The following is a 22,713-nucleotide window of genomic DNA, read 5'->3' as shown; positions in this document are numbered from 1 at the left end:
GGTGTCAGGCCTTCGGCTGGCCCTCGGACTTGCCGTCCTCGCGAACCTTCGGCTGGGCGTCGACGCCGGCCTCGCGCCGCTGCGCCGGGGTGATCGGGGTGGGGGCTCCGGTCAGCGGGTCGCCGCCGGTGGACGTCTTCGGGAAGGCGATGACGTCCCGGATGGTGTCGTACCCGCCGAGCAGGGTGACGATCCGGTCCAGGCCGAAGGCGACACCGCCGTGCGGCGGCGGGCCGTAGTTGAAGGCGTCCAGCAGGAAGCCGAACTGCGAGGCGGCCTCCTCCTCGGAGAGGCCGATCGCGTCGAACGCCCGCTTCTGCACGTCCCGCTGGTGGATACGGATCGAACCGCCACCCAGCTCCGAGCCGTTGAGCACCAGGTCGTAGGCGTTGGACAGGGCGGCGCCCGGGTCGGTGTCGAAGGTGGCCAGCGACTCCGCGGTGGGGGCGGTGAAGGGGTGGTGCACGGCGTGCCAGCCCTGGAAGACGCCCTTGTCGTCCTCGATCGGCTCGAACATCGGGAAGTCGACGACCCACAGGAAGGCCCACCGGGACTCGTCGATCAGCTCGCAGCGGCGGCCGATCTCCAGGCGGGCGGCGCCGAGCAGCTCCTGGGAGGCGCGCTCCTTGCCGGCCGCGAAGAAGATCGCGTCGCCGTTCTTGGCGCCGGCGGCGGCGGCCAGGCCGGCCAGGTGCTCCTCGGAGAGGTTCTTGGCGACGGGACCGCGCAGCTCGCCGGTCTCGGCGTCGATGAGCACGTAGGCGAGGCCGCGGGCGCCGCGCGCCTTGGCCCAGTCCTGCCAGGCGTCGAGCTGCTTGCGCGGCTGCGAGGCGCCGCCGGGCATGACCACGGCGCCGACGTACGGGGCCTGGAAGACCCGGAAGTCGGTGCCCTTGAAGTACTCGGTGAGGTCGGTGAGCTCCTGGCCGAAGCGGACGTCCGGCTTGTCGGAGCCGTAGCGGCCCATGGCGTCGGCGTAGGTCATCCGCGGCAGCGGGTCGGGGATCTCGTAGCCGTGGACCTCGCGCCAGATGGCGCCGATGATCTTCTCGCCGAGGGCCAGGACGTCCTCCTGGTCGACGAAGGAGGCCTCGATGTCCAGCTGGGTGAACTCCGGCTGGCGGTCGGCGCGGAAGTCCTCGTCGCGGAAGCAGCGGGCGATCTGGTAGTAGCGCTCCATGCCGGCGACCATCAGCAGCTGCTTGAACAGCTGGGGCGACTGCGGCAGGGCGTACCAGTGGCCGGGCTGCAGGCGGACCGGGACGAGGAAGTCGCGGGCGCCCTCGGGGGTGGAGCGGGTGAGGTACGGCGTCTCGATGTCGAGGTAGTCGTTCTCCTCCATCACCCGGCGGATGATGTTGTTGACCTTGGAGCGCAGGCGCAGGCCCTTGGCCGGGCCCTCGCGGCGCAGGTCGAGGTAGCGGTAGCGCAGGCGCACCTCCTCGTTGACCGTGCCGGGCTCGTACTCGGCGACCGGGAACGGCAGCGGCGCGGCCTCGGAGAGGACCTCGATCCCGCTGACGACGACCTCGACGGCGCCGGTCGGGATGTCGGGGTTCTCGTTGCCCTCGGGGCGCACCCGGACGTCGCCGACCACCTTGACGCAGTACTCGGCGCGCAGGCCGTGCACCGAGTCGAGGTCGCGGACCACGATCTGCACGGTGCCGGAGGCGTCGCGCAGGTCGATGAAGGCCACGCCGCCGTGGTCGCGGCGGCGGGCGACCCAGCCGGCCAGGGTGACGGTGGTGCCTGCGTGCTCCGGGCGGAGCGTGCCCGCGTCGTGCGTGCGGATCACAGCTGCTTCTCCTTCAGGGTGGTGACGAGTGCGTCGAGGGCGACGGGGTTCTGCTCGCCGGTGGTGAGGTCCTTGAGCTGGACGACGCCCTCGGCGAGGTCGCGGTCACCGGCGACGAGGGCGAAGCGGGCGCCGGAACGGTCGGCGGACTTCATGGCGTTCTTGATGCTCTTGACGCCGAAGGCGAGGTCGGTGGCGACGCCGGCCCGGCGCAGCTCGATCACCTTGGCGAACAGGACGTTCTTGGCCTCCTCGCCGAGCGCGACGGCGTAGACGGAGGTGGCGGCCGGCAGGTCGAGGGCGACGCCCTCGGCCTCCAGGGCCAGGAAGGTGCGGTCCACGCCGAGCGCCCAGCCGACCGAGGGCAGCGCGGGGCCGCCGATCATCTCGGACAGGCCGTCGTAGCGGCCGCCGCCGCCGATGGCGGACTGGGCGCCGAGGCCGTTGTGCACGAACTCGAAGGTGGTGCGGGTGTAGTAGTCGAGGCCGCGGACCAGCTTGGGGTCGTCGACGAAGTCGACGCCGTTGGCGGTCAGCAGCTCGCGGACCTTCTCGTCGTAGGCCTTGCAGTCCTCGCAGAGGTAGTCGCGCAGCATCGGGGCGTCGCCGAGCTGGGCCTGCACCGACTCGCGCTTGTCGTCGAGCACCCGCAGCGGGTTGATCCCGGCGCGGCGGCGGGTGTCCTCGTCGAGGTCCAGGCCGGCCAGGAACTCGATCAGGGCGGCGCGGTAGACCGGGCGGCACTGCTTGTCGCCGAGGCTGTTGAGCAGCAGGCGGTAGTCGCTCAGGCCGAGCGCGCGGAAGGCGTCGTCGGCGAGGATGATCAGCTCGGCGTCCAGCGCCGGGTCCTCGGCGCCGATCGCCTCCGCGCCGACCTGCGAGAACTGGCGGTAGCGGCCCTTCTGGGCGCGCTCGTAGCGGTAGTACGAGCCGGAGTACCAGAGCTTGACCGGCAGGTTGCCCTGCTTGTGCAGGTTGGCCTGGAGCGCGGCGCGCAGCACGGAGGCGGTGCCCTCGGGGCGCAGCGCGAGCTCGTCGCCGCCCTTGGTGGTGAGGGTGTACATCTCCTTGGTGACGATGTCGGTCGACTCGCCGACGCCGCGGGAGAACAGCTTGACGTCCTCGAAGACCGGGGTCTCGACGTAGCCGTAGCCGGCCCGGCGGGCGGGCGCGGCGATCGCCTCGCGGATCGCCAGGAAGGTCGCGGAGCTGGGCGGCAGCAGGTCGTAGGTGCCCTTGGGGGCGGTGAAGGTGCTCAACTTCTCTTCCGTCACATTCCTCGTCGCGGGAAAGCCGGGGCGCCGGCCGCCCCCGCTGCCTGTCGGAGGTAGGGGTTGGTGGCGCGCTCGTGGCCGATGGTGGTCTGTCCGCCGTGGCCGGAGAGGACCACGGTGGCGTCGTCGAGGGGCAGGCACACCCGGGCCAGCGAGCGCATGATCGCCTCGCCGTCCCCGCCCGGGAGGTCGGTTCGCCCTATGGAGCCGGCGAAGAGCAGGTCGCCCGAGAAGAGCACCGGGGGAAGGTCCTCGGCGCCGGGCGTCCGGAACGTCACCGACCCCCTGGTATGGCCGGGGGCGTGGTCGACGGTGAGGGACAGGCCGGCCAGCTCCAGCACGCTGCCGTCGGTGAGCTCGCGCACGTCGTCCGGCTCGCCGACGGTCAGCTCGCCCATCAGCCGGGTGCCCAGCGAGCGGCCGAGCGCCTTCTCCGGGTCGCTCATCATCCAGCGGTCCTCGGGGTGGATCCAGGCCGGCACGCCCCGGGCACCGCTGATCGGGACCACGGAGGCGACGTGGTCGATGTGGCCGTGGGTGAGCAGGACGGCGACCGGCTTGAGGCGGTGCTCGCGGACCAGTTCGTCGACGCCGGCGGCGGCCCGGTGGCCCGGATCGACGATGACGCACTCCTCGCCCGGACCCGGCGCGACCAGGTAGCAGTTGGTGCCCCAGGCTCCTGCGGGGAATCCGGCGATGAACACGCGCGTCCTTCTGGTGTCGGTCTCGGCTCTTCGGCGTTCCTCGCCGTGGCGGCTTCGGCTGCGGCTACGAACTGTGATGTAGGGGCAGCCTACCGGCGGTCCGGGTCCGGTTGCGAACCAGATAGGCGTGACAGGTTCACTTCGAGCTGAACGGTTCACCCCGTTCTTACGGTCGCGGTCCCTACACTTGGCCGCCGATGGGTGCGATGATCCGCATCGGCGTCGCACACAGACGAAGCCCCCACATCCGCGATCAGCACATCCGTAGGAGACACAGCCGGTGGTCAGCAGCGAACAGCGGCGGCGGCAGCTCGCCCGGGAGAAGTACGAGCGGCAGATGGAGCGCCGGGCCGCCCAGACGGCCGCGCGCAAGCGTCGCAACACGATCCTCGGTGCCTCACTCGCCGTGGTCGTGCTGGCCGGTGGCGGCACCCTCTTCGCGACCGGCGCCTTCGACTCGGACGACAAGAAGAAGGACAGCCCCGCCGCGCAGGCCGCGCCGACCCCGACCGAGCCCACCGTGCCGACCCGCAAGCCGGTCGAGGGCTGCGGGGAGCCGGCGGCGGGCGCGCCGAACGGCAAGCAGTGGCAGGCCGAGCCGGCCATGACCGTCGACGCCAAGGCCACCTACGCGGTGACGCTGGACACCAACTGCGGCAAGGTGACGCTCTCGCTGGACGCCGCCAAGGCGCCGCACACCGTGAACTCCTTCACCTTCCTGGCCGGCGAGCAGTACTTCGACCACACCAAGTGCCACCGGCTCACCACCGACGGCATCTTCGTGCTGCAGTGCGGCGACCCGACGGCCAGCGCCACCGCCCCGGGCGGCACCGGCGGCCCCGGCTACAAGTTCGCCGACGAGAACCTCACCGGCGCCACCTACCCGGCCGGCACCGTGGCGATGGCCAACGCCGGCCCGGGCACCAACGGCAGCCAGTTCTTCCTGGTCTACAAGGACACCCAGCTGTCCCCGAACTACACCCCGTTCGGCACGATCACCGGCGGCCTGGACGTGCTCCAGAAGATCGCCGCCGCGGGCACCCTGGAGGGCGGCGGGGACGGCCACCCGATGGCCGACGTCACCCTCAACTCGGTGACCGCCGTCAAGGGTTGACCCGCCCCGGGGCCGTCCCCGAGCGCCCCCGCGGCGTGACCGGGACGGCCCCGGACCGAAATCGCCCGGCCCGGATGCGGACAGCACCGGTCCCGGTCGCCTATGTTGGCGTTGTGTAGGGTGCCCGGACCCGCCTGCCGTCACCCTCGGCAGCAGAACACGGCGGACGGGGACGGCGGACTCATCGGTCCGCCGCACATCAACTGTGGACGACGGACGCGTACCGCCCCGGCGCGGGCGCGACGTCATGTGGAGGACGCGCTATGAGCAGCGACCCGTGGGGCCGTGTCGACGAGCAGGGCACGGTCTACGTCAGGACGGCCGACGGCGAACGCGTCGTGGGTTCCTGGCAGGCCGGCTCGCCCGAGGAGGCGCTCGCCTACTTCGAGCGCAAGTACCAGGGCATCGAGGTGGAGATCGGCCTGCTGGAGAAGCGGGTGCGCACCACCGACCTGGCCGCCAAGGACGCCCAGGCCGCCCTGGAGCACCTGCGCGAGCAGGTCACCGAGGCGCACGCGGTGGGCGACCTGGCGGCGCTGGCCCAGCGGCTGGACGTGCTCTCCGGCGAGATCGAGAGCCGTCGTGAGGAGCGCAAGGCGGCCCGGGCCAAGGCCCAGGACGAGACCCGCACCGCGAAGGAGGCGCTGGTCGCCGAGGCCGAGCAGCTCGCCGAGTCCACCCAGTGGCGGGAGGCCGGCGACCGGCTGCGCGCCCTGGTGGACACCTGGAAGGGCCTGCCCCGCCTGGACCGCAAGAGCGACGACGAGCTGTGGCACCGCTTCTCGCACGCCCGCTCGGTCTTCTCCAAGCACCGCAAGTCGCACTTCGCGGCGCTGGACGCCGAGCGCGAGCAGGCCCGGCTCACCAAGGAGCAGCTGGTCTCCGAGGCCGAGGCGCTCTCCTCGTCGACCGAGTGGGGCGACACCGCGGCCCGCTACCGCGACCTGATGGCCCGCTGGAAGGCCGCCGGCCGGGCCCAGCGCGACATCGAGGACGAGCTGTGGGCGCGGTTCCGCGGCGCCCAGGACGTCTTCTTCCAGGCGCGCTCCGCGGTGTTCAGCGAGCGTGACGCCGAGCAGGTCGCCAACCAGAAGCTCAAGGAGGCGCTCGCGTCCGAGGCCGAGGCGATCCTGCCGATCACCGACCTCAAGGCGGCGAAGGCGGCCCTGCGCGAGGTCAACGAGCGCTGGGAGGCCATCGGCCACGTCCCGCGCGACATCCGCCCGAAGCTGGACGGCCGGCTGAACGCGATCGAGCGGGCCGTCCGCGAGGCCGAGGACGCCGAGTGGAAGCGCTCCAACCCGGAGGCCAAGGCCCGTGCCGCCGGCATGGTCGGCCTCTTCCAGGCCAAGGCGGACAAGCTCCGGACCGACCTCGACAAGGCCCGTGCGGCCGGCAACGCCTCCAGGGCGGCGAAGCTGGAGTCCGAGCTGGCCGGCGTCCAGGAGCTGCTGGAGCAGGCGCACCGCAGCCAGGAGGAGTTCAGCGGCTGATCCTGCGCCGCCGACGCGCAGCGCCGTACGGCGAGGGCCCCCGGGGAGCGATCCCCGGGGGCCCTCGCCGTGTCCGGCTGGCTACTTGCGGGCCGAGGTGACGCGGTAGACGTCGTAGACGCCCTCGACGCCGCGGACCGCCTTGAGGACGTGGCCCAGGTGCTTGGGGTCGCCCATCTCGAAGGTGAAGCGGCTCATCGCCACCCGGTCGCGGGAGGTCTGCACCGCCGCCGACAGGATGTTGACATGCTGGTCGGACAGCACCCGGGTGACGTCCGAGAGCAGCCGGGAGCGGTCCAGCGCCTCGACCTGGATGGCCACCAGGAAGACCGAGGACTGGGTGGCCGCCCACTCCACCTCGATCATCCGCTCGGGCTGCTGGCTGAGCGCCTCGACGTTGACGCAGTCGGCGCGGTGCACCGAGACCCCGTTGCCGCGGGTGACGAAGCCGACGATGGCGTCGCCCGGCACGGGGGTGCAGCAGCGCGACAGCTTCACCCAGACGTCCTCGACGCCCTTGACGATCACGCCCGGGTCGCCCTTGGCCCGGCGGCGCACCGCACGCCGGTTGTCGTGGGTCGGGGTGGCCGTCTCGGCGAGGTCCTCGGTGGCACCCTCCTCGCCGCCGAGGGCCTGCACCAGCTTCTGGACGATGTTCTGCGCGGTGACGTGGCCCTCGCCGATCGCCGCGTACAGCGAGGAGATGTCGGGGTAGCGCATCTCGTGGGCGAGGGTGACCAGCGAGTCGCCGGTGAGGATCCGCTGGATCGGCAGGCCCTGCTTGCGCATCGCGCGGGCGATGGCCTCCTTGCCCTGCTCGATCGCCTCCTCGCGGCGCTCCTTGGAGAACCAGGCGCGGATCTTGTTGCGGGCGCGCGGGGACTTGACGAAGCCCAGCCAGTCACGGGACGGCCCGGCGTTCTCCGCCTTGGAGGTGAACACCTCGACGGTGTCGCCGTTCTCCAGGGTCGACTCCAGCGGCACCAGCCGCCCGTTCACCCGGGCCCCGATGGTGCGGTAGCCGACCTCGGTGTGCACCGCGAAGGCGAAGTCGACCGGGGTGGCCCCGGCCGGCAGGGCTATGACGTCGCCCTTGGGCGTGAAGACGAAGACCTCGTTGCTGGCCAGGTCGAAGCGGAGCGACTCCAGGAACTCGCTGGGGTCGGCGGTCTCCTTCTGCCAGTCCAGCAGCTGGCGCAGCCAGGCCATCTCGTTGACGGCGCCGGCCTTGTCGTCCTTGCGGGTCTGGGCCGGGGTGTCGGTGCGCACCTTGGAGGCGCCGGCCACCGCGCGCTGCTTGTACTTCCAGTGCGCGGCGATGCCGTACTCGGCGCGGCGGTGCATGTCGAAGGTGCGGATCTGCAGCTCGACCGGCTTGCCCCCGGGACCGATCACCGTGGTGTGCAGCGACTGGTACATGTTGAACTTGGGCATGGCGATGTAGTCCTTGAACCGCCCCGGCACCGGGTTCCACCGCGCGTGGATGGTGCCCAGCGCCGCGTAGCAGTCGCGGACGGTGTCGACCAGGACCCGGATGCCCACCAGGTCGTAGATCTCGGCGAAGTCCCGGCCCCGGACGATCATCTTCTGGTAGACCGAGTAGTAGTGCTTCGGCCGCCCGGTGACGGAGGCGGTGATCCGGGCGCCGCGCAGGTCGCCCTGGACCTGGTCGATGACGGTCGCCAGGTACTCGTCCCGCTTGGGGGCGCGCTCGGCGACCAGCCGGACGATCTCGTCGTACATCTTGGGGTAGAGGATCGCGAAGGCGAGGTCCTCCAGCTCCCACTTGATGGTGTTCATGCCCAGCCGGTGCGCCAGCGGGGCGTAGATCTCCAGCGTCTCGCGGGCCTTCTTCTCCTGCTTCTCCCGCTTGAGGTAGCGCATGGTGCGCATGTTGTGCAGGCGGTCGGCCAGCTTGATCACCAGGACCCGGGGGTCCTTGGCCATCGCGACGACCATCTTGCGGACCGTCTCGGCCTGCGCGGCCTCGCCGAACTTGACCCGGTCCAGCTTGGTGACGCCGTCCACCAGCAGGGCCACCGAGTCGCCGAAGTCCTTGCGCAGGGTCTCCAGGCCGTAGTCGGTGTCCTCGACGGTGTCGTGCAGCAGCCCGGCCATCAGCGTCGGGGCGTCCATGCCCAGCTCGGCCAGGATGGTCGCGACGGCCAGCGGGTGGGTGATGTACGGGTCGCCGCTCTTGCGCTTCTGCCCGCGGTGCCACTTCTCGGCGACCGCGTACGCCTTCTCGATGTCGCGCAGCAGCGCCGGGTCGGCCTTGGGGTCGTTGGCCCGGATGGAGCGGAAGAGCGGCTCCAGGACGGGGTTCAGGACGCTGGAGCGCTGACCGCCGAGGCGGGCCAGGCGGGCCCGCATGCCGCCGCCGCCCGAGGGGCTGCGGCCGCCGGGGGCGGACGGGCGGGACGGGGTCGGCGCCGGACGTGCCGGGGTGGCCCCCGAGGGCGTGGGCCGGTTCTCGGGGGCGGCCGCAGCCGCCGTGGGCACAACCTCGTCGGGCAAGGACACTCCTCAGGGCACTCGGCCTGCCCCCCGCGGGCGCCGGGCGGCTCGGGCCGCGCCTCGCGCAACCGGGAGGGGATGAATCTTCATGGTACCGAGCCTTGCGCCAGGACGTTCGGTCGGCCGGGCCCGCACACGCTGCGGACACACGCCCGACACAACAGCGGGCGGCGGCCGGAACATTCCGGCCGCCGCCCGTCGTCCGATGGGCCCCGCGGGGCTCAGACCGTGACCAGCGTCTCCAGCGGGGCTCCGCCCAGGTGCGGGGTCAGCCGCTCGCGGCCGTCGAGGAAGCCCAGCTCCATCAGCACGACCACGCCGGCCAGCTCCGCGCCGGCCTCCCGGACCAGGTCCAGCGAGGCACCGATGGTCCCGCCGGTGGCCAGCACGTCGTCCACCACCAGCACCCGCTCACCGGGCGCGAAGGCGTCGCACTGCACCTCCAGCGTCGCCGAGCCGTACTCCAGCTCGTACGAGCGGCGGAACACCTCGCCGGGCAGCTTGCCCTGCTTGCGGATCGGCACGAAACCGACCCCGGCCGCGAAGGCCGCCGGGGCGGCCAGCACGAAGCCGCGCGCCTCCAGGCCGACCACCTTGGTGGCCCCGAGCTCCGCGGCCCGCTGCGCCAGCGCCCGGGTGAGCGCGGCGAAGGCCTCGGCGTCGGCGAGCAGCGGCGCGATGTCCTTGAACAGCACGCCCGGCTTCGGGTAGTCCTGGACGTCCCGGATCCGGCTGGTGAGCAGCTCGGCCAGTGCGGTGTCGGCGGTGGTCACGAAGGGTCCTTAGGGTCGGCGGGGATCAGCGCTTGGTGGACGGACGGCCCTTGGCACGCGTGGTGCCGGCCGCCCGGCCGCGCTGACCGACCATACCCGCCGGAAGGTCCTCGTCGGCGATCTCCTCGGCGTCCCCGGCCCCGGCGGCCTCCCCGGCCTCCTTGGCCGCGGCGGCCTTGGCATCGGCGGCACGGCGCTGGGCCACCCGCTTGGCCAGGGCCTTCATCTCCGGCGCCTCCTCCTTCAGCTGCGCGAGCAGCGGGGTGGCGACGCAGATCGAGGAGTAGGCACCGGCGGCGAGACCGATGAACAGCGCCAGCGAGATGTCGTTCAGGGTGCCGGCCCCGAGCAGACCGCCACCGATGAACAGCAGCGCCGCCACCGGGAGCAGGGCGACCACGGTGGTGTTGAGCGAGCGGACCAGGGTCTGGTTGAGGCCCGCGTTGGCCGCATCGCTGTAGGTGAGCTTGTTCTGCTTGGTGAGGTCCTTGGTGTTCTCCTTCACGGTGTCGAAGACGACGACCGTGTCGTAGAGGGAGTAACCGAGGATGGTCAGGAAGCCGATCACCGTACCGGGGGTGACCTCGAAGCCCACCAGGGCGTAGACGCCGATGGTGATCAGGAGGTCGTGGATGAGGGCGACCAGGGCGGCCACCGCCATCCGCCACTCGAAGGCGATCGCCAGGTAGATCGTCACCAGGATCATGAAGATGATCAGGCCGGTGAGCGCCTTGTTGGAGATCTGCTCACCCCAGCTGGGACCGATCACCTGGGTGTCGATCTCCGCGACCGGGACGCCGATCTCCTGCGACAGCTTGCCGGTGAACTCCGAGGAGGTGGTCTTGTCCTCCGAGGAGATCTGGATCCGGATCTTGCCGTTGTCGGTCGACTGCACCAGCGGGTGCGAGGAGACGATCTTGTCGACCGCGTCCTGCGCCTGCGACACCGAGAGCCCCGGCTTGGCCACGGTGTAGACCGAGCCGCCCTTGAACTCGATACCCAGGTGCAGGCCCATCGCCAGGCCGATCCCGGCGATCAGGACGATCACCGCGGAGATGCTGTACCAGAGCTTGCGGCGGCCGACGAAGTCGAAGCTGACCTCGCCCTGGTAGAGCTTGTGGCCCAGATTGGAGAAGCGCGACACGGTGTCAGGCCCCCTTCACGGCGGCGGAGGACGACGGGGTGCGACGGCGGGTGCTGCGCAGCGGCGGGCGGGCGCCCAGCCGCTTCGGGTCCAGACCGGACCACGGGTGGCCTTCGTAGAAGAACTTCCGGCGGGCCAGCAGCGTGATCAGCGGCTTGGTGAACAGGAAGATGACGACGACGTCGAGCGCCGTGGTCAGGCCCAGCGTGAACGCGAAGCCCTGGACCTTGCCGACCGAGACCAGGTAGAGCACGGCGGCACAGAGGAAGGACACGAAGTCCGACACCAGGATGGTGCGCCGGGCGCGCGGCCAGGCCCGCTGGACCGCCGGGCGCAGCGGGGCGCCCTCGCGGACCTCGTCGCGGATGCGCTCGAAGTAGACGATGAAGGAGTCGGCGGTGATACCGATCGCGACGATGGCACCGCAGACCGCCGGCAGGTTCAGCGCGAAGCCGATCCCGGCGCCGAGCAGGCTCATGATCGAGTAGGTCAGCGCCGCCGAGACGAGCAGACCGGCGATCGAGATCAGGCCCAGGCCCCGGTAGTAGACCAGCGAGTAGGCGACCACCAGGATCATGCCGATCAGACCGGCGATCAGACCGGCCTTCAGCTGGTCGCCGCCGAGCTGCGGGGAGACGGTGGTGACGTCGCTGGTCTGGAACTCCAGCGGCAGGGCGCCGAAGCTCAGCACGTTGGCGAGGTTCTGCGCCTCGGTCTGGGTGAAGCTGCCGGAGATCACGGCCGAGCCGCCGGGGATGGCGCTGCGCACGTACGGGTGGGAGACGACCTGGCCGTCCAGCACGATGGCGAACTGGTTGCCCGGCTCGGGCTGGCTGGCCAGCTGGCCGGTGACGGCGGTGAAGGCGTCGGTGCCCTTGCCGTTGAACTGCAGCTGGACCTGCCAGCCGCCGCCCTGCTGGGTGTCGATGGTGGCCTGCGCCTTGGAGACGTCCGAGCCGAAGACCGCGACCGGGCCGAGGGCGAGCTTGTAGTAGAGCCCGTTCTCGTCCTTCTGGGTGCAGGCGACGGTCGGCGCGCCCTCGCCGCTCTGGTAGTTCTTGTTCCGCTGGTCCGGCTTGGTGCAGTCCAGCGCGCCGAACTGGGCGGCCAGCTCCGGCGGAACGGTGCCCGAGGTCATCGCCGAGGACAGGTCCGGCGTGGCCGCCGGGTCGGTGGCGGCGGGGGTCGGGGCGCCGGTGGCGGCGGGGGGAGTCGCGGCGGCGCCGGTGGCGGCGGGCGTGGTCGGGTTGTCGGCCGCGAGGGCCTCACCGGCCGGACGGCCCTGCTTGGTGGCGCTCGCGCTCGGGGTGCCGGTCGCGGCGGCGGCGCTCGGCGTGCCGGCGGCGGCCGGGGTGCCGCTCGCGCTCGGGGTGGCGGCGGCCGGGGTGCCGCTCGCGCCCGCCGACGGGGTCGCGGTCGGGGCCGGGGCCTGGATGCCGCTGGGGGCGAGGGCGAGGACCGGGCGGAAGTACAGCTTCGCGGTGGTGCCGACCTGGTCGGCCGCGCTCTGCTTGTCACCGCCCTTGGGGATGTTCACGATGATGTTGCGGTCGCCCTGGGTCTGGACCTCCGCTTCGGAGACGCCCATCCCGTTGACCCGCTGCTCGATGATCCCGGTGGCGATGTCCATGTTGGACTTGTTGATCGCCTTGGGGTCGGTCGACTTCGCGCTCAGCGTGATGCTGGTGCCGCCGGCGAGGTCGATCCCGAGGCGGGGCTTGGTGTTGCCCGTCCCGAACATGAGGGCGACCAGTCCGACGGTGACGACCAGGATGAGGGCCAGCGCCCGCCCTGGGTAACCGTCGCGCGGGCGCGACTTGGGTGTTGCCACCTTGCTCGTTTCTCCCTGTCCATGCCACTTCCCCCCACCGACCCCCGCCCGGCACGCGGCCGGGCGGGAAGTGGCGGAACTGCGGCCCTGAGTCCTGTGGGCTCGCGGCACAACGCCGCGCGGCCGGGCGGGTGCCCGACCGTACTACTTGCTCGCGGGAGCCCCGCCCTCGGCCTCGGCCTTCGCGTCGCCCTTGTCGGCGTCGTCGTCCTTGCTGAACGACAGCGGCTTCGCGTCGGCCGGCGCGGCCTCGACCTCGGCGTCCTCGTCCGAGGCGCCGACCCCCTCGTCCTCGCCCGGACGGCCGTTGATGATCGCGTCGTACTCGGCGGGATCCAGGACCGCCGCGATCGCGCTCTTGGTGAAGTGGGTGACCACGCCCGGCGCGATCTCCAGCTCGACGGTCTCCTCGTTGACCGCCTTCACCTGCGCGTACAGGCCGCCGATGGTCCGCACGCCCGCCCCCGGCTCAAGAGCCGTCTGCATCTGGGTCATCTGCGCCTGGCGCTTCTTCTGCGCCCGGAACATGAGCACGATGGCGAGGATCGGGAGGAGGAGGATGATGAGGTTCACTGCAGCCAGGGTCCTTTACGGGCCGCCGGCCGGCGGCCTGTGTGGTATTGGTCGTCCCGTCGGGTGAGAGGGGCGGTCCGGCGGAGTCTAGGCGACCCCGAACTGATCGGACAACGCCAAGCATCGCATCCTGCCGCCGAAAGTGGCGACCCTCCGCCTGCACAGTTTCCCCGGACTTCTTCCCCGGCTTCCGCAGGCGCCCCGACGGCGGGCGCGCATGATCCGCACACGCTCCGCCCTCACCCGTTCGGCTCAGCGCGACGGCGCGTCGTTCACCCCTGGTCCCCGGCGCGACCCCCGTCCGGGGCGAAGAGCTCGGGCTGGGCCGGCACCGCACCGCCGCGCCCGGGCTGCGCCGGCGGGGTCAGACCCAGGTGCTGCCAGGCCGCGGCGGTGGCGATCCGCCCGCGCGGGGTGCGGGCCAGCAGCCCCTCCCGCACCAGGAACGGCTCGGCGACCTCCTCGACCGTCTCGGCCTCCTCCCCCACCGCGACGGCCAGCGTCGACAGCCCGACCGGGCCGCCGCCGAACAGCCGCAGCAGCGCGTCCAGCACCGCCCGGTCCAACCGGTCCAGACCACGGGCGTCCACCTCGTAGACGTCCAGCGCCTGGCCGGCGATCTCCGGGGTGACCACGCCGTCGTGGCGCACCTGCGCGTAGTCGCGCACCCGGCGCAGCAGCCGGTTGGCGATCCGCGGCGTGCCCCGGGAGCGGCCGGCGATCTCGGCGGCGCCGGCCGGGTCGATCTCCACGTCCAGCAGCGCGGCCGAACGGTGCACCACCCGTTGCAGCTCGGCCGGCGCGTAGAACTCCATGTGCCCGGTGAAGCCGAACCGGTCGCGCAGCGGCGGAGGCAGCAGACCCGCCCGGGTGGTCGCACCCACCAGGGTGAACGGCGGCAGCTCCAGCGGGATGGCGGTCGCCCCGGGCCCCTTGCCGACGATCACGTCGACCCGGAAGTCCTCCATCGCCATGTAGAGCATCTCCTCGGCGGGCCGCGACATCCGGTGGATCTCGTCGAGGAACAGCACCTCGCCCTCGCTGAGCGAGGAGAGTATCGCCGCGAGGTCGCCCGCGTGCTGGATCGCCGGGCCGGAGGTGATCCGGATCGGGGCGCCCAGCTCGGCCGCGATGATCATCGAGAGCGTGGTCTTGCCGAGCCCGGGCGGGCCGCTGAGCAGCACGTGGTCCGGGGCCGCCCCGCGCTGGCGGGCCGCCTGGAGCACCAGCGACAACTGCTCGCGCACCCGCTCCTGGCCGATGAACTCGTCCAGCAGCCGCGGGCGCAGCGCCGCCTCGACGGCCTGGTCCTCGCCGTCGGCGGCGGCGGTCACCAGCCGGTCGGCGGGCTCGGAGTCGTAGGGGCTCATCGCGGGCGGCTCCCAGATCGGTGTCGACAAGAGGACAGGTCGTCAGATGGCTTCAGCGAGAACGGTTGAGCCCGCGCAGCGCCAGGCGCAGCAGCGCTCCCACGTCCGGCACCGGCTGCGCCTCGGCCTCCGGCGTGACCGCCGTGACCGCGTCGTCCGCCTCGCGGGGCGCGTAGCCGAGGCCGACCAGCGCGGAGTGCAGCTGCTCGCTCCACGGCGCCGGACCGGTGGCGACCGGCTTCTGCGCGGGGACCCCGCCGTGCGGGGCGCCGAGCTTGTCCTTGTACTCCAGCAGCAGCTTGGCGGCCTTGGCCTTCCCGATGCCGGGCACCGCGACCAGCGCCTTCTCGTCGCCGTTGGCGATCGCGACGCGCAGCGCGTCGGGGCTGTGCACGCCGAGGATCGCCTGCGCCAGCTTCGGGCCGACGCCGGGCGCCGCCTGGAGGATCTCGAAGACCGCCCGCTCGTCGTCGTCCGCGAAGCCGAACAGGGTCAGCGAGTCCTCGCGGACCACCAGCGAGGTCGCCAGCCGGGCCGGCTCCCCCAGTCGCAGGCCGGCCAGCGTGTTCGGCGTGCACTGCACGGCCATGCCGACCCCGCCGACCTCGACCACCGCGATGCCGCCGGACAGCGCGGCCACGGGTCCTTGCACGAAGGCGATCATCGGACGGTTCCTTTCGGGCCCTGCGGGGAGGTGGTGGTGCGGGCCGCCCGGATCGCGGCCTCCAGGCGGTTGGCGGCGCCGCCGCGCCAGATGTGGCAGATGGCCAGCGCCAGCGCGTCGGCGGCGTCGGCCGGCTTCGGCGGGGCGTCCAGCCGCAGCAGCCGCTGCACCATGGCGGTGACCTGGGCCTTGTCGGCCCGGCCGGAGCCGGTGACGGCGGCCTTGACCTCGCTCGGGGTGTGCAGGGTGACCGGTATGCCGCGCCGGGTCGCGCAGAGCATCGCCACCGCGCTGGCCTGCGCCGTCCCCATCACGGTGCGGACGTTGTGCTGGGCGAAGACCCGCTCGACGGCCACCAGGTCGGGCCGGTGCTCGTCCAGCCAGGCCTCCAGGCCCTGCTCGACCAGCAGCAGCCGCTGCCCGATCTCCGCCTCGGCGGGGGTGCGGACCACACCGACCCCGGCCATCCGCAGCGGCCGGCCCGGCGCGCCCTCGACCACGCCGACCCCGCACCTGGTCAGCCCGGGGTCGACACCCAGCACCCGTACCAAGGCTCCCCCTCTGTTGCTCGCCACTCGTCTCCGGGCGCTCCGACCCGGCGCCGGCGCTCATCGCTTCCGGCACCGGCGCGCCCTTCGACCTGCGGCGCGAGACCTGCAGGGGAAGGCTACCCCCCGCCACCGACAGCGCCCCGAACGACACCGGCCCGGCGGTCCTGGGGACCGCCGGGCCGGGAGGGGGCACGATCACTCGGCGTCGAGCTGCGCACCGACCTCGTCGCTGATGTCGAAGTTGGCGAAGACGTTCTGCACGTCGTCGCTGTCCTCCAGGGCGTCGATCAGCTTCAGGATCTTGCGGGCGCCGTCGACGTCCAGCTCGACCTGCATGCTCGGCAGGAAGTTGGCCTCCGCCGAGTCGTAGTCGACGCCGGCGTCCACCAGGGCGGTGCGCACGGCGACCATCTTGGAGGCCTCGGAGACGATCTCGAAGGAGTCGCCGAGGTCGTTGATCTCCTCGGGCTCCTGGTCGAGGACGACCTCGAAGAGCTTGTCCTCGTCCACGCCGTCCGCCTTGGGGACGATGACGACGCCCTTGCGGGTGAACAGGTAGGACACCGAGCCCGGGTCGGCCATCGAGCCGCCGTTGCGGGTCATCGCCACGCGCACGTCCGAGGCCGCGCGGTTGCGGTTGTCGGTGAGGCACTCGATGAGCACCGCGACACCGTTCGGGCCGTAGCCCTCGTACATGATCGTCTGGTAGTCGGCACCGCCGGCCTCCAGACCGCCACCGCGCTTGACGGCGCGGTTGATGTTGTCGATCGGGACCGAGCTCTTCTTCGCCTTCTGGATGGCGTCGTAGAGCGTCGGGTTGCCGGCCGGGTCGGGGCCGCCGGTGCGCGCCGCCACCTCGATGTTCTTGATCATCTTGGCGAAGAGCTTGCCGCGCTTGGCGTCGATCACGGCCTTCTTGTGCTTGGTGGTAGCCCACTTAGAGTGGCCGGACATCGCCAGCTCCTTTACGTCGCCAAAGGGAAATGAACAGATGAGATCTTACCGGTGCGGCCGCCGCCCCACCGCACACGGTCATGCACGCGCGGTCACGCGGCGGCGAGGTGCTCCTCGACCATGCGCACGAAGTGGCCGTGCACCCGGTGGTCACCGGTGAGCTCCGGGTGGAACGAGGTGGCCAGCAGGTTGCCCTGACGGACGGCCACGATCCGGCTCTCCGGGCCGTCGGCGGCCGGCAGCTCGGCCAGCACCTCGACGCCCGCGCCGACCGACTCCACCCAGGGCGCGCGGATGAACACGCCGTGCACCGGGGCGTCGTCCAGGCCGCGGAAGGCGATCCCGGACTCGAAGGACTCGTTCTGGCGGCCGAAGGCGTTGCGGCGCACCGTCATGTCGATGCCGCCGACCGTCTCCTGGTCCTCGCGCCCGTCCAGGATCTTGTCCGCCAGCATGATCATGCCGGCGCAGGTCCCGTACACCGGCATGCCGGCGGCGACCCGCTCGCGCAGCGGGTCCATCACGCCGAACAGCAGCGCCAGCTTGGACATCGTGGTGGACTCCCCGCCGGGGATCACCAGCGCGTCGACCTCGGCCAGCTCCTCCGCGCGGCGGACCGGGCGGGCCAGCGCGTCGGCCTCGGCCAGCGCGATCAGGTGCTCGCGGACGTCACCCTGCAGGGCGAGGACGCCGATGACTGGAGTGGACACTTCTCGTACCTCTTGACTCTCGAACGGACGACGCGCGGCGGCCCGCCGCGCCGGTGATCACCGCGCGGCGGGCCGTCCGGGGCGCATTACCAGCCGCGGTTGGCGTACCGCTCGCTCTCCGGCAGGGTGTCGCAGTTGATGCCGACCATGGCCTCGCCCAGGTTGCGGGAGGCGTCGGCGATGATCTTCGGGTCGTCGAAGAAGGTGGTGGCCTTGACGATCGCGGCGGCACGCTTGGCCGGGTCGCCCGACTTGAAGATGCCCGAGCCGACGAAGACGCCCTCGGCACCCAGCTGGCGCATCAGCGCGGCGTCGGCCGGGGTGGCCACGCCACCGGCGGAGAACAGCACGACCGGCAGCTTGCCGAGCTCGGCGACCTCCTTGACCAGCTCGTACGGGGCGCGCAGCTCCTTGGCGGCGGCGAACAGCTCGTTGTGGTCCAGGGCGCGCAGGTGGCCGATCTCGTTCTTGATCTGGCGCAGGTGGCGGACCGCCTCGACGACGTTGCCGGTGCCGGCCTCGCCCTTGGAACGGATCATGGCCGCACCCTCGGCGATGCGGCGCAGCGCCTCGCCCAGGTTGGTGGCACCGCAGACGAAGGGGGTGGTGAACGCCCACTTGTCGGAGTGGTTGACCTCGTCGGCCGGGGTCAGGACCTCGGACTCGTCGATGTAGTCGACACCCAGCGACTGCAGGACCTGGGCCTCGACGAAGTGGCCGATCCGGGACTTCGCCATGACCGGGATCGAGACCGCGCCGATGATCTCCTCGATCATGTTCGGGTCCGACATGCGCGCCACGCCGCCGTCCTTGCGGATGTCGGCCGGCACCCGCTCCAGGGCCATGACGGCCACAGCGCCGGCGTCCTCGGCGATCTTGGCCTGCTCGGCGTTGACCACGTCCATGATCACACCGCCCTTGAGCTGCTCGGCCATGCCGCGCTTCACCCGGGCGGTGCCGATCTGCGGCTGGTCTGCGGTGGTGGGGGTGGTGGACACGTGAGACCTCACTCGAAGAATGAACCAGTGCTATCGCCCTATGGTAGGCGGAAGGTACCGCCCCTCCATGCGCCACCAAGTCCAGCCGGTCCGGCGGGATACGACAAAGAGGCCGTATCCGGACCCCCATCGGCCCAGGTGGGACCGGGCCGCGACCGGTCGGGCTACGCCGGAGCGCCCTGCGGGGTGAGCGCCGGCGGCGGCGCGTCGTCCATCTCGAAGGCCATCGGGAACGGCGCCTTGCCCGCCAGCCGGAAGTAGCGCACCAGCCGGTGCTCGCGCACCGCCCGCGCCGCCCGCACCGCGTCGTTGTGGAACCGCCGCGCCATCGGCACCCGCCGCACCGCCGCCGTCAGGTCGCGCACCGCGTCCTCGCCGCCCGGCTCCGCCACCAGCGCCGCCACCTGCTCCGGCTCGGCGAACACCGCCCGCAGCGCGAGGCTCAGCTGGCTCTCCGCCACCTCGCGCTGCTCGTCCTCCGCCTGCCGCGCCGCGTGCGCCGCGTCCAGCAGCAGCAGCGACGCCGCCGGGTCCAGCAACGAGGACGTCGCCAGCTCCATCGCCACCGACGCCCGGCGGACCAGCTGCGCGTCCAGCGCCGCACGGGCGGCGTCGATCCGGGCATGCAGCCGGTCCAGCCTTCCGGCCGTCCAGCTCAGGTACATGCCGAACAGCACCACGGCCACGCCGGCCCAGATCCAGGTAGTCACGGGGCGCTACGCTACCGGGTGCCCCCGGTTCATCCCTCGATCGCGGTGTTCCGGTAGGCCTCGCGGTCGATGTCGCGCACGTCCACGGCCAGGTGCAGCCGCTCCCCCGGCGCCGGCTTCACCCGCTCCGCCAGCAGCGCCAGCACCCCCTCGGTGAGCGCCGCCTTCGCCTCCGGACTGCGGCCCGGGAAGATCTGGAACTGCACGAACAGCTGCGCCTCGGCGCGCTCCCCGAAGCCCACCACGACCTCCGGGTCGGTCGCCCGGAAGACCGTCTTGCAGCCCTCGGGCGCGGCGGCGACGGTCTCCACCGCCAGCCGGTTGATCGCCGCGCCCAGCTCGCGGCGGTCGAAGGAGCCGGCCAGGCTCGGGGAGTAGTCGACGGAGATCTGCGGCATCGGGCCCTCCAGGGACGGGAACGGGAACTGCGGACGGGAAACCGTCCGAACCCTAACCTCGGTGCCCCGCCCCGGTCAGTCCCGGGCCAGCCCGAACCGGCCGCGCCGCCCGCTGCGCTCGTCCTCCACCACCGCGGCCTCCCCGGCCGTCACCGTCTCGTACACGGCCAGGATGTCCGCGCCCACCGTCGACCAGTCGAACCGCCGCACGTGCCGCGACGCCGCCTTGCGCAGCTCCTCCAGCCGCGCCGGGTCGCCCAGCAGGCGCAGCGCCGCCCGCGCCAGCGCGTCCGCGTCCTCCACCGGGAACAGCTCGCCCGCGTCCCCGCCGTCCAGCACCTGCTTGAACGCGTCCAGGTCGCTCGCCAGCACCGGCGCGCCCGCCGACATCGCCTCGACCAGGATGATCCCGAAGCTCTCGCCGCCGGTGTTCGGCGCCACGTAGAGGTCCACGCTGCGCAGCAACCGGGCCTTGTCCCGGTCGCTCACCATGCCGAGGAACTCCACCTGCGCGCGGACCTCCGGCGCGAGCCCGGCGACCGCCTCCTCCTCGTCGCCCTTGCCCGCCACCAGCAGCCGCACCCCCGGCCGCTGCGCGAGGATCCGCGGCAGCGCCGCCAGCAGCGTCGGCAGGCCCTTGCGCGGCTCGTTGATCCGGCCGATGAAGCCGATCGTCCCCGGCCGCCCCTCGGCCGCCCCGCCGGTCCACCGCTCGTCCGGCTCGGCCTGCGCGAAGAACCCCACGTCCACGCCGTTGGGGATCACCACCGCGTCCCCGCCCAGGTGCTCCACCAGGGTGCGCCGCGCGTACTCGCTCACCGCGATCCGCGCCCGCATCTTCTCCAGCCCCGGCTGCAGGATCGGCGAGGCCGCGATCATCGCCCGCGAGCGCGGGTTCGAGGTGTGGAAGGTGCCCACCATCGGGCCCGACGCCGACCACGCCGCCAGCATCGACAGGCTCGGCGAGGCCGGCTCGTGCACGTGCAGGATGTCGAACCGCCCCTCGTGCAGCCACCGCCGCACCCGGGCCGCCGACAGGATCCCGAAGCTCAGCCGCGCCACCGAGCCGTTGTACGGCACCGCCACCGCCCGCCCGGCCGACACCACGTACGGCGGCAGCGCCTCGTCGTCCTCGGCCGGCGCCAGCACCGACACCTCGTGGCCCAGGCCGATCAGGTGCTCGGCGAGGTCCCGGATGTGGAACTGCACGCCGCCGGGGACGTCCCAGTCGTAGGGGCAGACGATGCCGATCTTCACGGGTCTCCTCGAAATCCTGCGGGCGGTGCGGTGCGGTGCGGGTACGACGGCGCTCCCGGGAGGTCCCGGGGTCCGTCGGCGCTCAGGCCCCCGAGGCCTCGGCCGCCGGCTCCCCGGCCGCCTCCGCCGCCGGCCGGACGGCGGGCTCCCGGACGGCCGGACGGGCGGTTGCCGCGGCCCGGTCCGCCCCCGGCTCCACCGTCTCACGGACCGGGAGGTCGGCCAGCCAGAAGCGCTGCAGCATGTGCCAGTCCTCCGGGTGCTCCCGGATCGCCGCCTCCCACACCGCGGCCATCGCCTGCGTCATCGCCCGGGTCTTCTCCGCCCGGTCGCCCTCCGCCGGCACCACGACCTCCGGGTGCACCCGCCCGCGCATGGTCCGCCCCTCGTACCAGAGGGACACCGGCAGCAGCGCCGCCCCGGTCCGCTGGCACAGCGCCGCCGGACCGGCCGGCATCCGCGTCGCCTCACCGAAGAACGACACCTCGATGCCCGCCTCCGAGAGGTCCCGGTCCCCCACCAGGCAGACCAGCCTGCCCGCCCGCAGCCGCCGCGCCAGCGTGCCGACGACGCTCACCGAGCCGCCGGTCAGCGCCAGCACCTCCATGCCCAGGCTCTCCCGGAACGCCACGAACCGGTCGAACAGCCGCTCCGGCTCCAACCGCTCCGCCACCGTCGTGAACGGGTACCCCCGGGTCGCCACCCAGGCGCCCGCCAGGTCCCAGTTGCCCATGTGCGGCAGTGCGACCACCGCACCCCGCCCGGCCTCCATCGCCGCCTGCACGTGCTCGAAGCCGTCCACCTGCACGTCCCGCAGCACCCGCCCGCGGCCCCACACGGGCAGCCGGAACGACTCCTGCCAGTACCGCATGTACGAGCGCATCCCCGCCCGGGACAGCTCCCGCAGCCGGGCCTCGTCCGCCTCCGGGCACACCCGCAGCAGGTTCGCCTCCAGCTGGAGCACCCGCTTGCCGCGCCGCCGCCACGCCGAATCCGCCAGCCGGTCGAACAGCGCCCGCGCCGCCGGCTCGGGCAGGTGCTTGAGCGCCCCCCAGCCCGCCGCGTACGCCGTGTACACCAGCCGGTCCACCACTCGGTCCTTCACCGCGGGACCGCCCCCTCTCAACTCCCGGCCGCCATGCGGTCCGCCTCGAACGCCTCACGGCGCACCTGCAGCATCCGCTGGAACACCGTCACCAGGCTGCCGGCCGCCACCAGCCACAGCGCCACCGGCAGCAGCCACTCCACGTACGGCACCCCGAACGTGTGCAGACCCGCCACACCGGCCGCCACCAGGCTGATCACCAGCCGCTCGGCCCGCTCCACCAGCCCCGACACGTCGCACGGCAGCCCCTGGCTCTCCGCCCGCGCCTTGGTGTACGACACCACCAGCCCGCTCGCCAGGCAGAACACCGCCACCGCGCACAGCAGGTCGTTGTCGCCCTTGCCGGCGTACCACAGGGCGATGCCGCCGAAGATCGCCGCGTCCGCGACCCGGTCCAGCGTCGAGTCCAGGAACGCTCCCCACTTCGTGGACCGCCCCAGCTGCCGCGCCATGTTCCCGTCCACCAGGTCCGAGAAGATGAACAGCGTGATCGTGATGGTGCCCCAGAAGAACTCCCCGCGCGGGAAGAACACCAGCGCACCGGCCACCGAACCGGCCGTACCGACCAGCGTCACGGTGTCCGGACTCACACCCAGACGGATGAGGAACGCGGCGAACGGGGTCAGGACACGTGTGAAGAAGGCACGCGCGTATTTGTTGAGCATGGCCTTCCCGACCGCTCCGATCTGCCTGGTACCCGCCTGCGGCCGGAGTGCGCGGCAGACGACCCGATGGATCAGCCCATCCGGCCCACCCATCGTAGCCACGCCCGCCGACC

21 protein-coding genes are annotated in these 22,713 nt (G+C 72.4%); 2 read left to right on the top strand and 19 right to left on the bottom strand.

Annotated elements, in window-relative coordinates:
• Positions 1 to 4: 4 nt before the first annotated feature.
• The 3 genes from aspS to ACFVVL_RS30755 are packed head-to-tail and all read right to left on the bottom strand — an operon-like array spanning position 5 to position 3,773.
• Positions 5 to 1,795: an aspartate--tRNA ligase gene (gene aspS, locus ACFVVL_RS30765; RefSeq protein WP_380294202.1), complete on the bottom strand. Its 1,791-nt coding sequence runs from the start codon at positions 1,793 to 1,795 to the stop codon at positions 5 to 7.
• Entirely contained in the window at positions 1,792 to 3,054 is a 1,263-nt protein-coding gene (gene hisS, locus ACFVVL_RS30760) for a histidine--tRNA ligase (RefSeq protein WP_380294201.1), read from the bottom strand. Before hisS ends, aspS begins: the two co-directional genes overlap by 4 nt.
• Before the next feature lie 11 nt (positions 3,055 to 3,065).
• Complete coding sequence (locus tag ACFVVL_RS30755) at positions 3,066 to 3,773, bottom strand: MBL fold metallo-hydrolase (protein WP_380294200.1); 708 nt, start codon at positions 3,771 to 3,773, stop codon at positions 3,066 to 3,068.
• Positions 3,774 to 4,053: 280 nt separating this feature from the next.
• On the opposite strand from ACFVVL_RS30755, the gene ACFVVL_RS30750 reads away from it, so the two are divergent.
• Together ACFVVL_RS30750 and ACFVVL_RS30745 are read left to right on the top strand one after the other, a co-directional pair.
• Positions 4,054 to 4,887 carry a peptidylprolyl isomerase gene (locus ACFVVL_RS30750; RefSeq protein ID WP_380294199.1) on the top strand — a complete coding sequence of 278 codons (834 nt, stop codon included), beginning with the start codon at positions 4,054 to 4,056 and terminating at the stop codon, positions 4,885 to 4,887.
• Positions 4,888 to 5,150: 263 nt separating this feature from the next.
• Positions 5,151 to 6,380, top strand: a complete 1,230-nt coding sequence (locus tag ACFVVL_RS30745) for a DUF349 domain-containing protein (protein ID WP_387680969.1) — start codon at positions 5,151 to 5,153, stop codon at positions 6,378 to 6,380.
• An 81-nt stretch (positions 6,381 to 6,461) separates the two neighbouring features.
• On the opposite strand, the gene ACFVVL_RS30740 is transcribed toward ACFVVL_RS30745, so the two are convergent.
• From ACFVVL_RS30740 to pgsA, 16 genes are all read right to left on the bottom strand, one after another.
• Positions 6,462 to 8,897, bottom strand: a complete 2,436-nt coding sequence (locus ACFVVL_RS30740) for a RelA/SpoT family protein (RefSeq protein ID WP_387680967.1) — start codon at positions 8,895 to 8,897, stop codon at positions 6,462 to 6,464.
• Positions 8,898 to 9,118: 221 nt separating this feature from the next.
• Positions 9,119 to 9,670, bottom strand: a complete 552-nt coding sequence (locus tag ACFVVL_RS30735) for an adenine phosphoribosyltransferase (protein ID WP_387680964.1) — start codon at positions 9,668 to 9,670, stop codon at positions 9,119 to 9,121.
• Between the two features lie 25 nt (positions 9,671 to 9,695).
• Positions 9,696 to 10,814: a protein translocase subunit SecF gene (gene secF, locus ACFVVL_RS30730; protein ID WP_380294196.1), complete on the bottom strand. Its 1,119-nt coding sequence runs from the start codon at positions 10,812 to 10,814 to the stop codon at positions 9,696 to 9,698.
• A 4-nt stretch (positions 10,815 to 10,818) separates the two neighbouring features.
• Complete coding sequence (secD, locus tag ACFVVL_RS30725) at positions 10,819 to 12,645, bottom strand: protein translocase subunit SecD (RefSeq protein WP_387680961.1); 1,827 nt, start codon at positions 12,643 to 12,645, stop codon at positions 10,819 to 10,821.
• 144 nt (positions 12,646 to 12,789) lie between these two features.
• Positions 12,790 to 13,218, bottom strand: coding sequence for a preprotein translocase subunit YajC (gene yajC / locus ACFVVL_RS30720; protein ID WP_387680958.1), 429 nt, complete (start codon positions 13,216 to 13,218; stop codon positions 12,790 to 12,792).
• 272 nt (positions 13,219 to 13,490) lie between these two features.
• Entirely contained in the window at positions 13,491 to 14,588 is a 1,098-nt protein-coding gene (ruvB, locus tag ACFVVL_RS30715; protein WP_380294193.1) for a Holliday junction branch migration DNA helicase RuvB, read from the bottom strand.
• Positions 14,589 to 14,640: 52 nt separating this feature from the next.
• Complete coding sequence (gene ruvA, locus ACFVVL_RS30710; RefSeq protein ID WP_380294192.1) at positions 14,641 to 15,252, bottom strand: Holliday junction branch migration protein RuvA; 612 nt, start codon at positions 15,250 to 15,252, stop codon at positions 14,641 to 14,643.
• Positions 15,249 to 15,803, bottom strand: coding sequence for a crossover junction endodeoxyribonuclease RuvC (gene ruvC, locus ACFVVL_RS30705; RefSeq protein WP_380294191.1), 555 nt, complete (start codon positions 15,801 to 15,803; stop codon positions 15,249 to 15,251). The genes ruvA and ruvC overlap by 4 nt, the downstream gene beginning before the upstream one ends.
• A 195-nt stretch (positions 15,804 to 15,998) precedes the next feature.
• On the bottom strand, positions 15,999 to 16,757 hold the full coding sequence (locus ACFVVL_RS30700) for a YebC/PmpR family DNA-binding transcriptional regulator (RefSeq protein WP_049651428.1): 759 nt from the start codon (positions 16,755 to 16,757) through the stop codon (positions 15,999 to 16,001).
• A 92-nt stretch (positions 16,758 to 16,849) separates the two neighbouring features.
• Entirely contained in the window at positions 16,850 to 17,467 is a 618-nt protein-coding gene (gene pdxT, locus ACFVVL_RS30695) for a pyridoxal 5'-phosphate synthase glutaminase subunit PdxT (RefSeq protein ID WP_380294190.1), read from the bottom strand.
• A gap of 86 nt (positions 17,468 to 17,553) precedes the next feature.
• Positions 17,554 to 18,465, bottom strand: a complete 912-nt coding sequence (gene pdxS / locus ACFVVL_RS30690; RefSeq protein WP_350545123.1) for a pyridoxal 5'-phosphate synthase lyase subunit PdxS — start codon at positions 18,463 to 18,465, stop codon at positions 17,554 to 17,556.
• A 164-nt stretch (positions 18,466 to 18,629) separates the two neighbouring features.
• Positions 18,630 to 19,130, bottom strand: a complete 501-nt coding sequence (locus tag ACFVVL_RS30685; protein ID WP_380294207.1) for a hypothetical protein — start codon at positions 19,128 to 19,130, stop codon at positions 18,630 to 18,632.
• Positions 19,131 to 19,204: 74 nt separating this feature from the next.
• Entirely contained in the window at positions 19,205 to 19,573 is a 369-nt protein-coding gene (locus ACFVVL_RS30680) for a 5-carboxymethyl-2-hydroxymuconate Delta-isomerase (RefSeq protein WP_380294189.1), read from the bottom strand.
• Between the two features lie 75 nt (positions 19,574 to 19,648).
• Complete coding sequence (locus ACFVVL_RS30675; protein WP_387680951.1) at positions 19,649 to 20,830, bottom strand: glycosyltransferase family 4 protein; 1,182 nt, start codon at positions 20,828 to 20,830, stop codon at positions 19,649 to 19,651.
• Positions 20,831 to 20,912: 82 nt separating this feature from the next.
• Positions 20,913 to 21,956: a phosphatidylinositol mannoside acyltransferase gene (locus tag ACFVVL_RS30670; protein ID WP_380294206.1), complete on the bottom strand. Its 1,044-nt coding sequence runs from the start codon at positions 21,954 to 21,956 to the stop codon at positions 20,913 to 20,915.
• Positions 21,953 to 22,600, bottom strand: a complete 648-nt coding sequence (gene pgsA, locus ACFVVL_RS30665; protein ID WP_380294187.1) for a phosphatidylinositol phosphate synthase — start codon at positions 22,598 to 22,600, stop codon at positions 21,953 to 21,955. Before pgsA ends, ACFVVL_RS30670 begins: the two co-directional genes overlap by 4 nt.
• Positions 22,601 to 22,713 lie beyond the last annotated feature (113 nt).

This window comes from Kitasatospora sp. NPDC058115, assembly GCF_042884635.1.
GTDB lineage: Bacteria > Actinomycetota > Actinomycetes > Streptomycetales > Streptomycetaceae > Kitasatospora.
Note: the sequence above shows the minus strand (reverse complement) of the source record. Positions and strands in the feature narration are given on the sequence as shown.

What these genes read in the sequence shown, in the direction of transcription:
- pgsA (WP_380294187.1), bottom strand. Translation starts at nt 22,600, where the DNA reads ATGCTCAACAAATACGCGCGTGCCTTCTTCACACGTGTCCTGACCCCG.
- ACFVVL_RS30680 (WP_380294189.1), bottom strand. Translation starts at nt 19,573, where the DNA reads ATGCCGCAGATCTCCGTCGACTACTCCCCGAGCCTGGCCGGCTCCTTC.
- ACFVVL_RS30685 (WP_380294207.1), bottom strand. Translation starts at nt 19,130, where the DNA reads ATGTACCTGAGCTGGACGGCCGGAAGGCTGGACCGGCTGCATGCCCGG.
- ruvB (WP_380294193.1), bottom strand. Translation starts at nt 14,588, where the DNA reads ATGAGCCCCTACGACTCCGAGCCCGCCGACCGGCTGGTGACCGCCGCC.
- ruvA (WP_380294192.1), bottom strand. Translation starts at nt 15,252, where the DNA reads ATGATCGCCTTCGTGCAAGGACCCGTGGCCGCGCTGTCCGGCGGCATC.
- ACFVVL_RS30700 (WP_049651428.1), bottom strand. Translation starts at nt 16,757, where the DNA reads ATGTCCGGCCACTCTAAGTGGGCTACCACCAAGCACAAGAAGGCCGTG.
- ACFVVL_RS30745 (WP_387680969.1), top strand. Translation starts at nt 5,151, where the DNA reads ATGAGCAGCGACCCGTGGGGCCGTGTCGACGAGCAGGGCACGGTCTAC.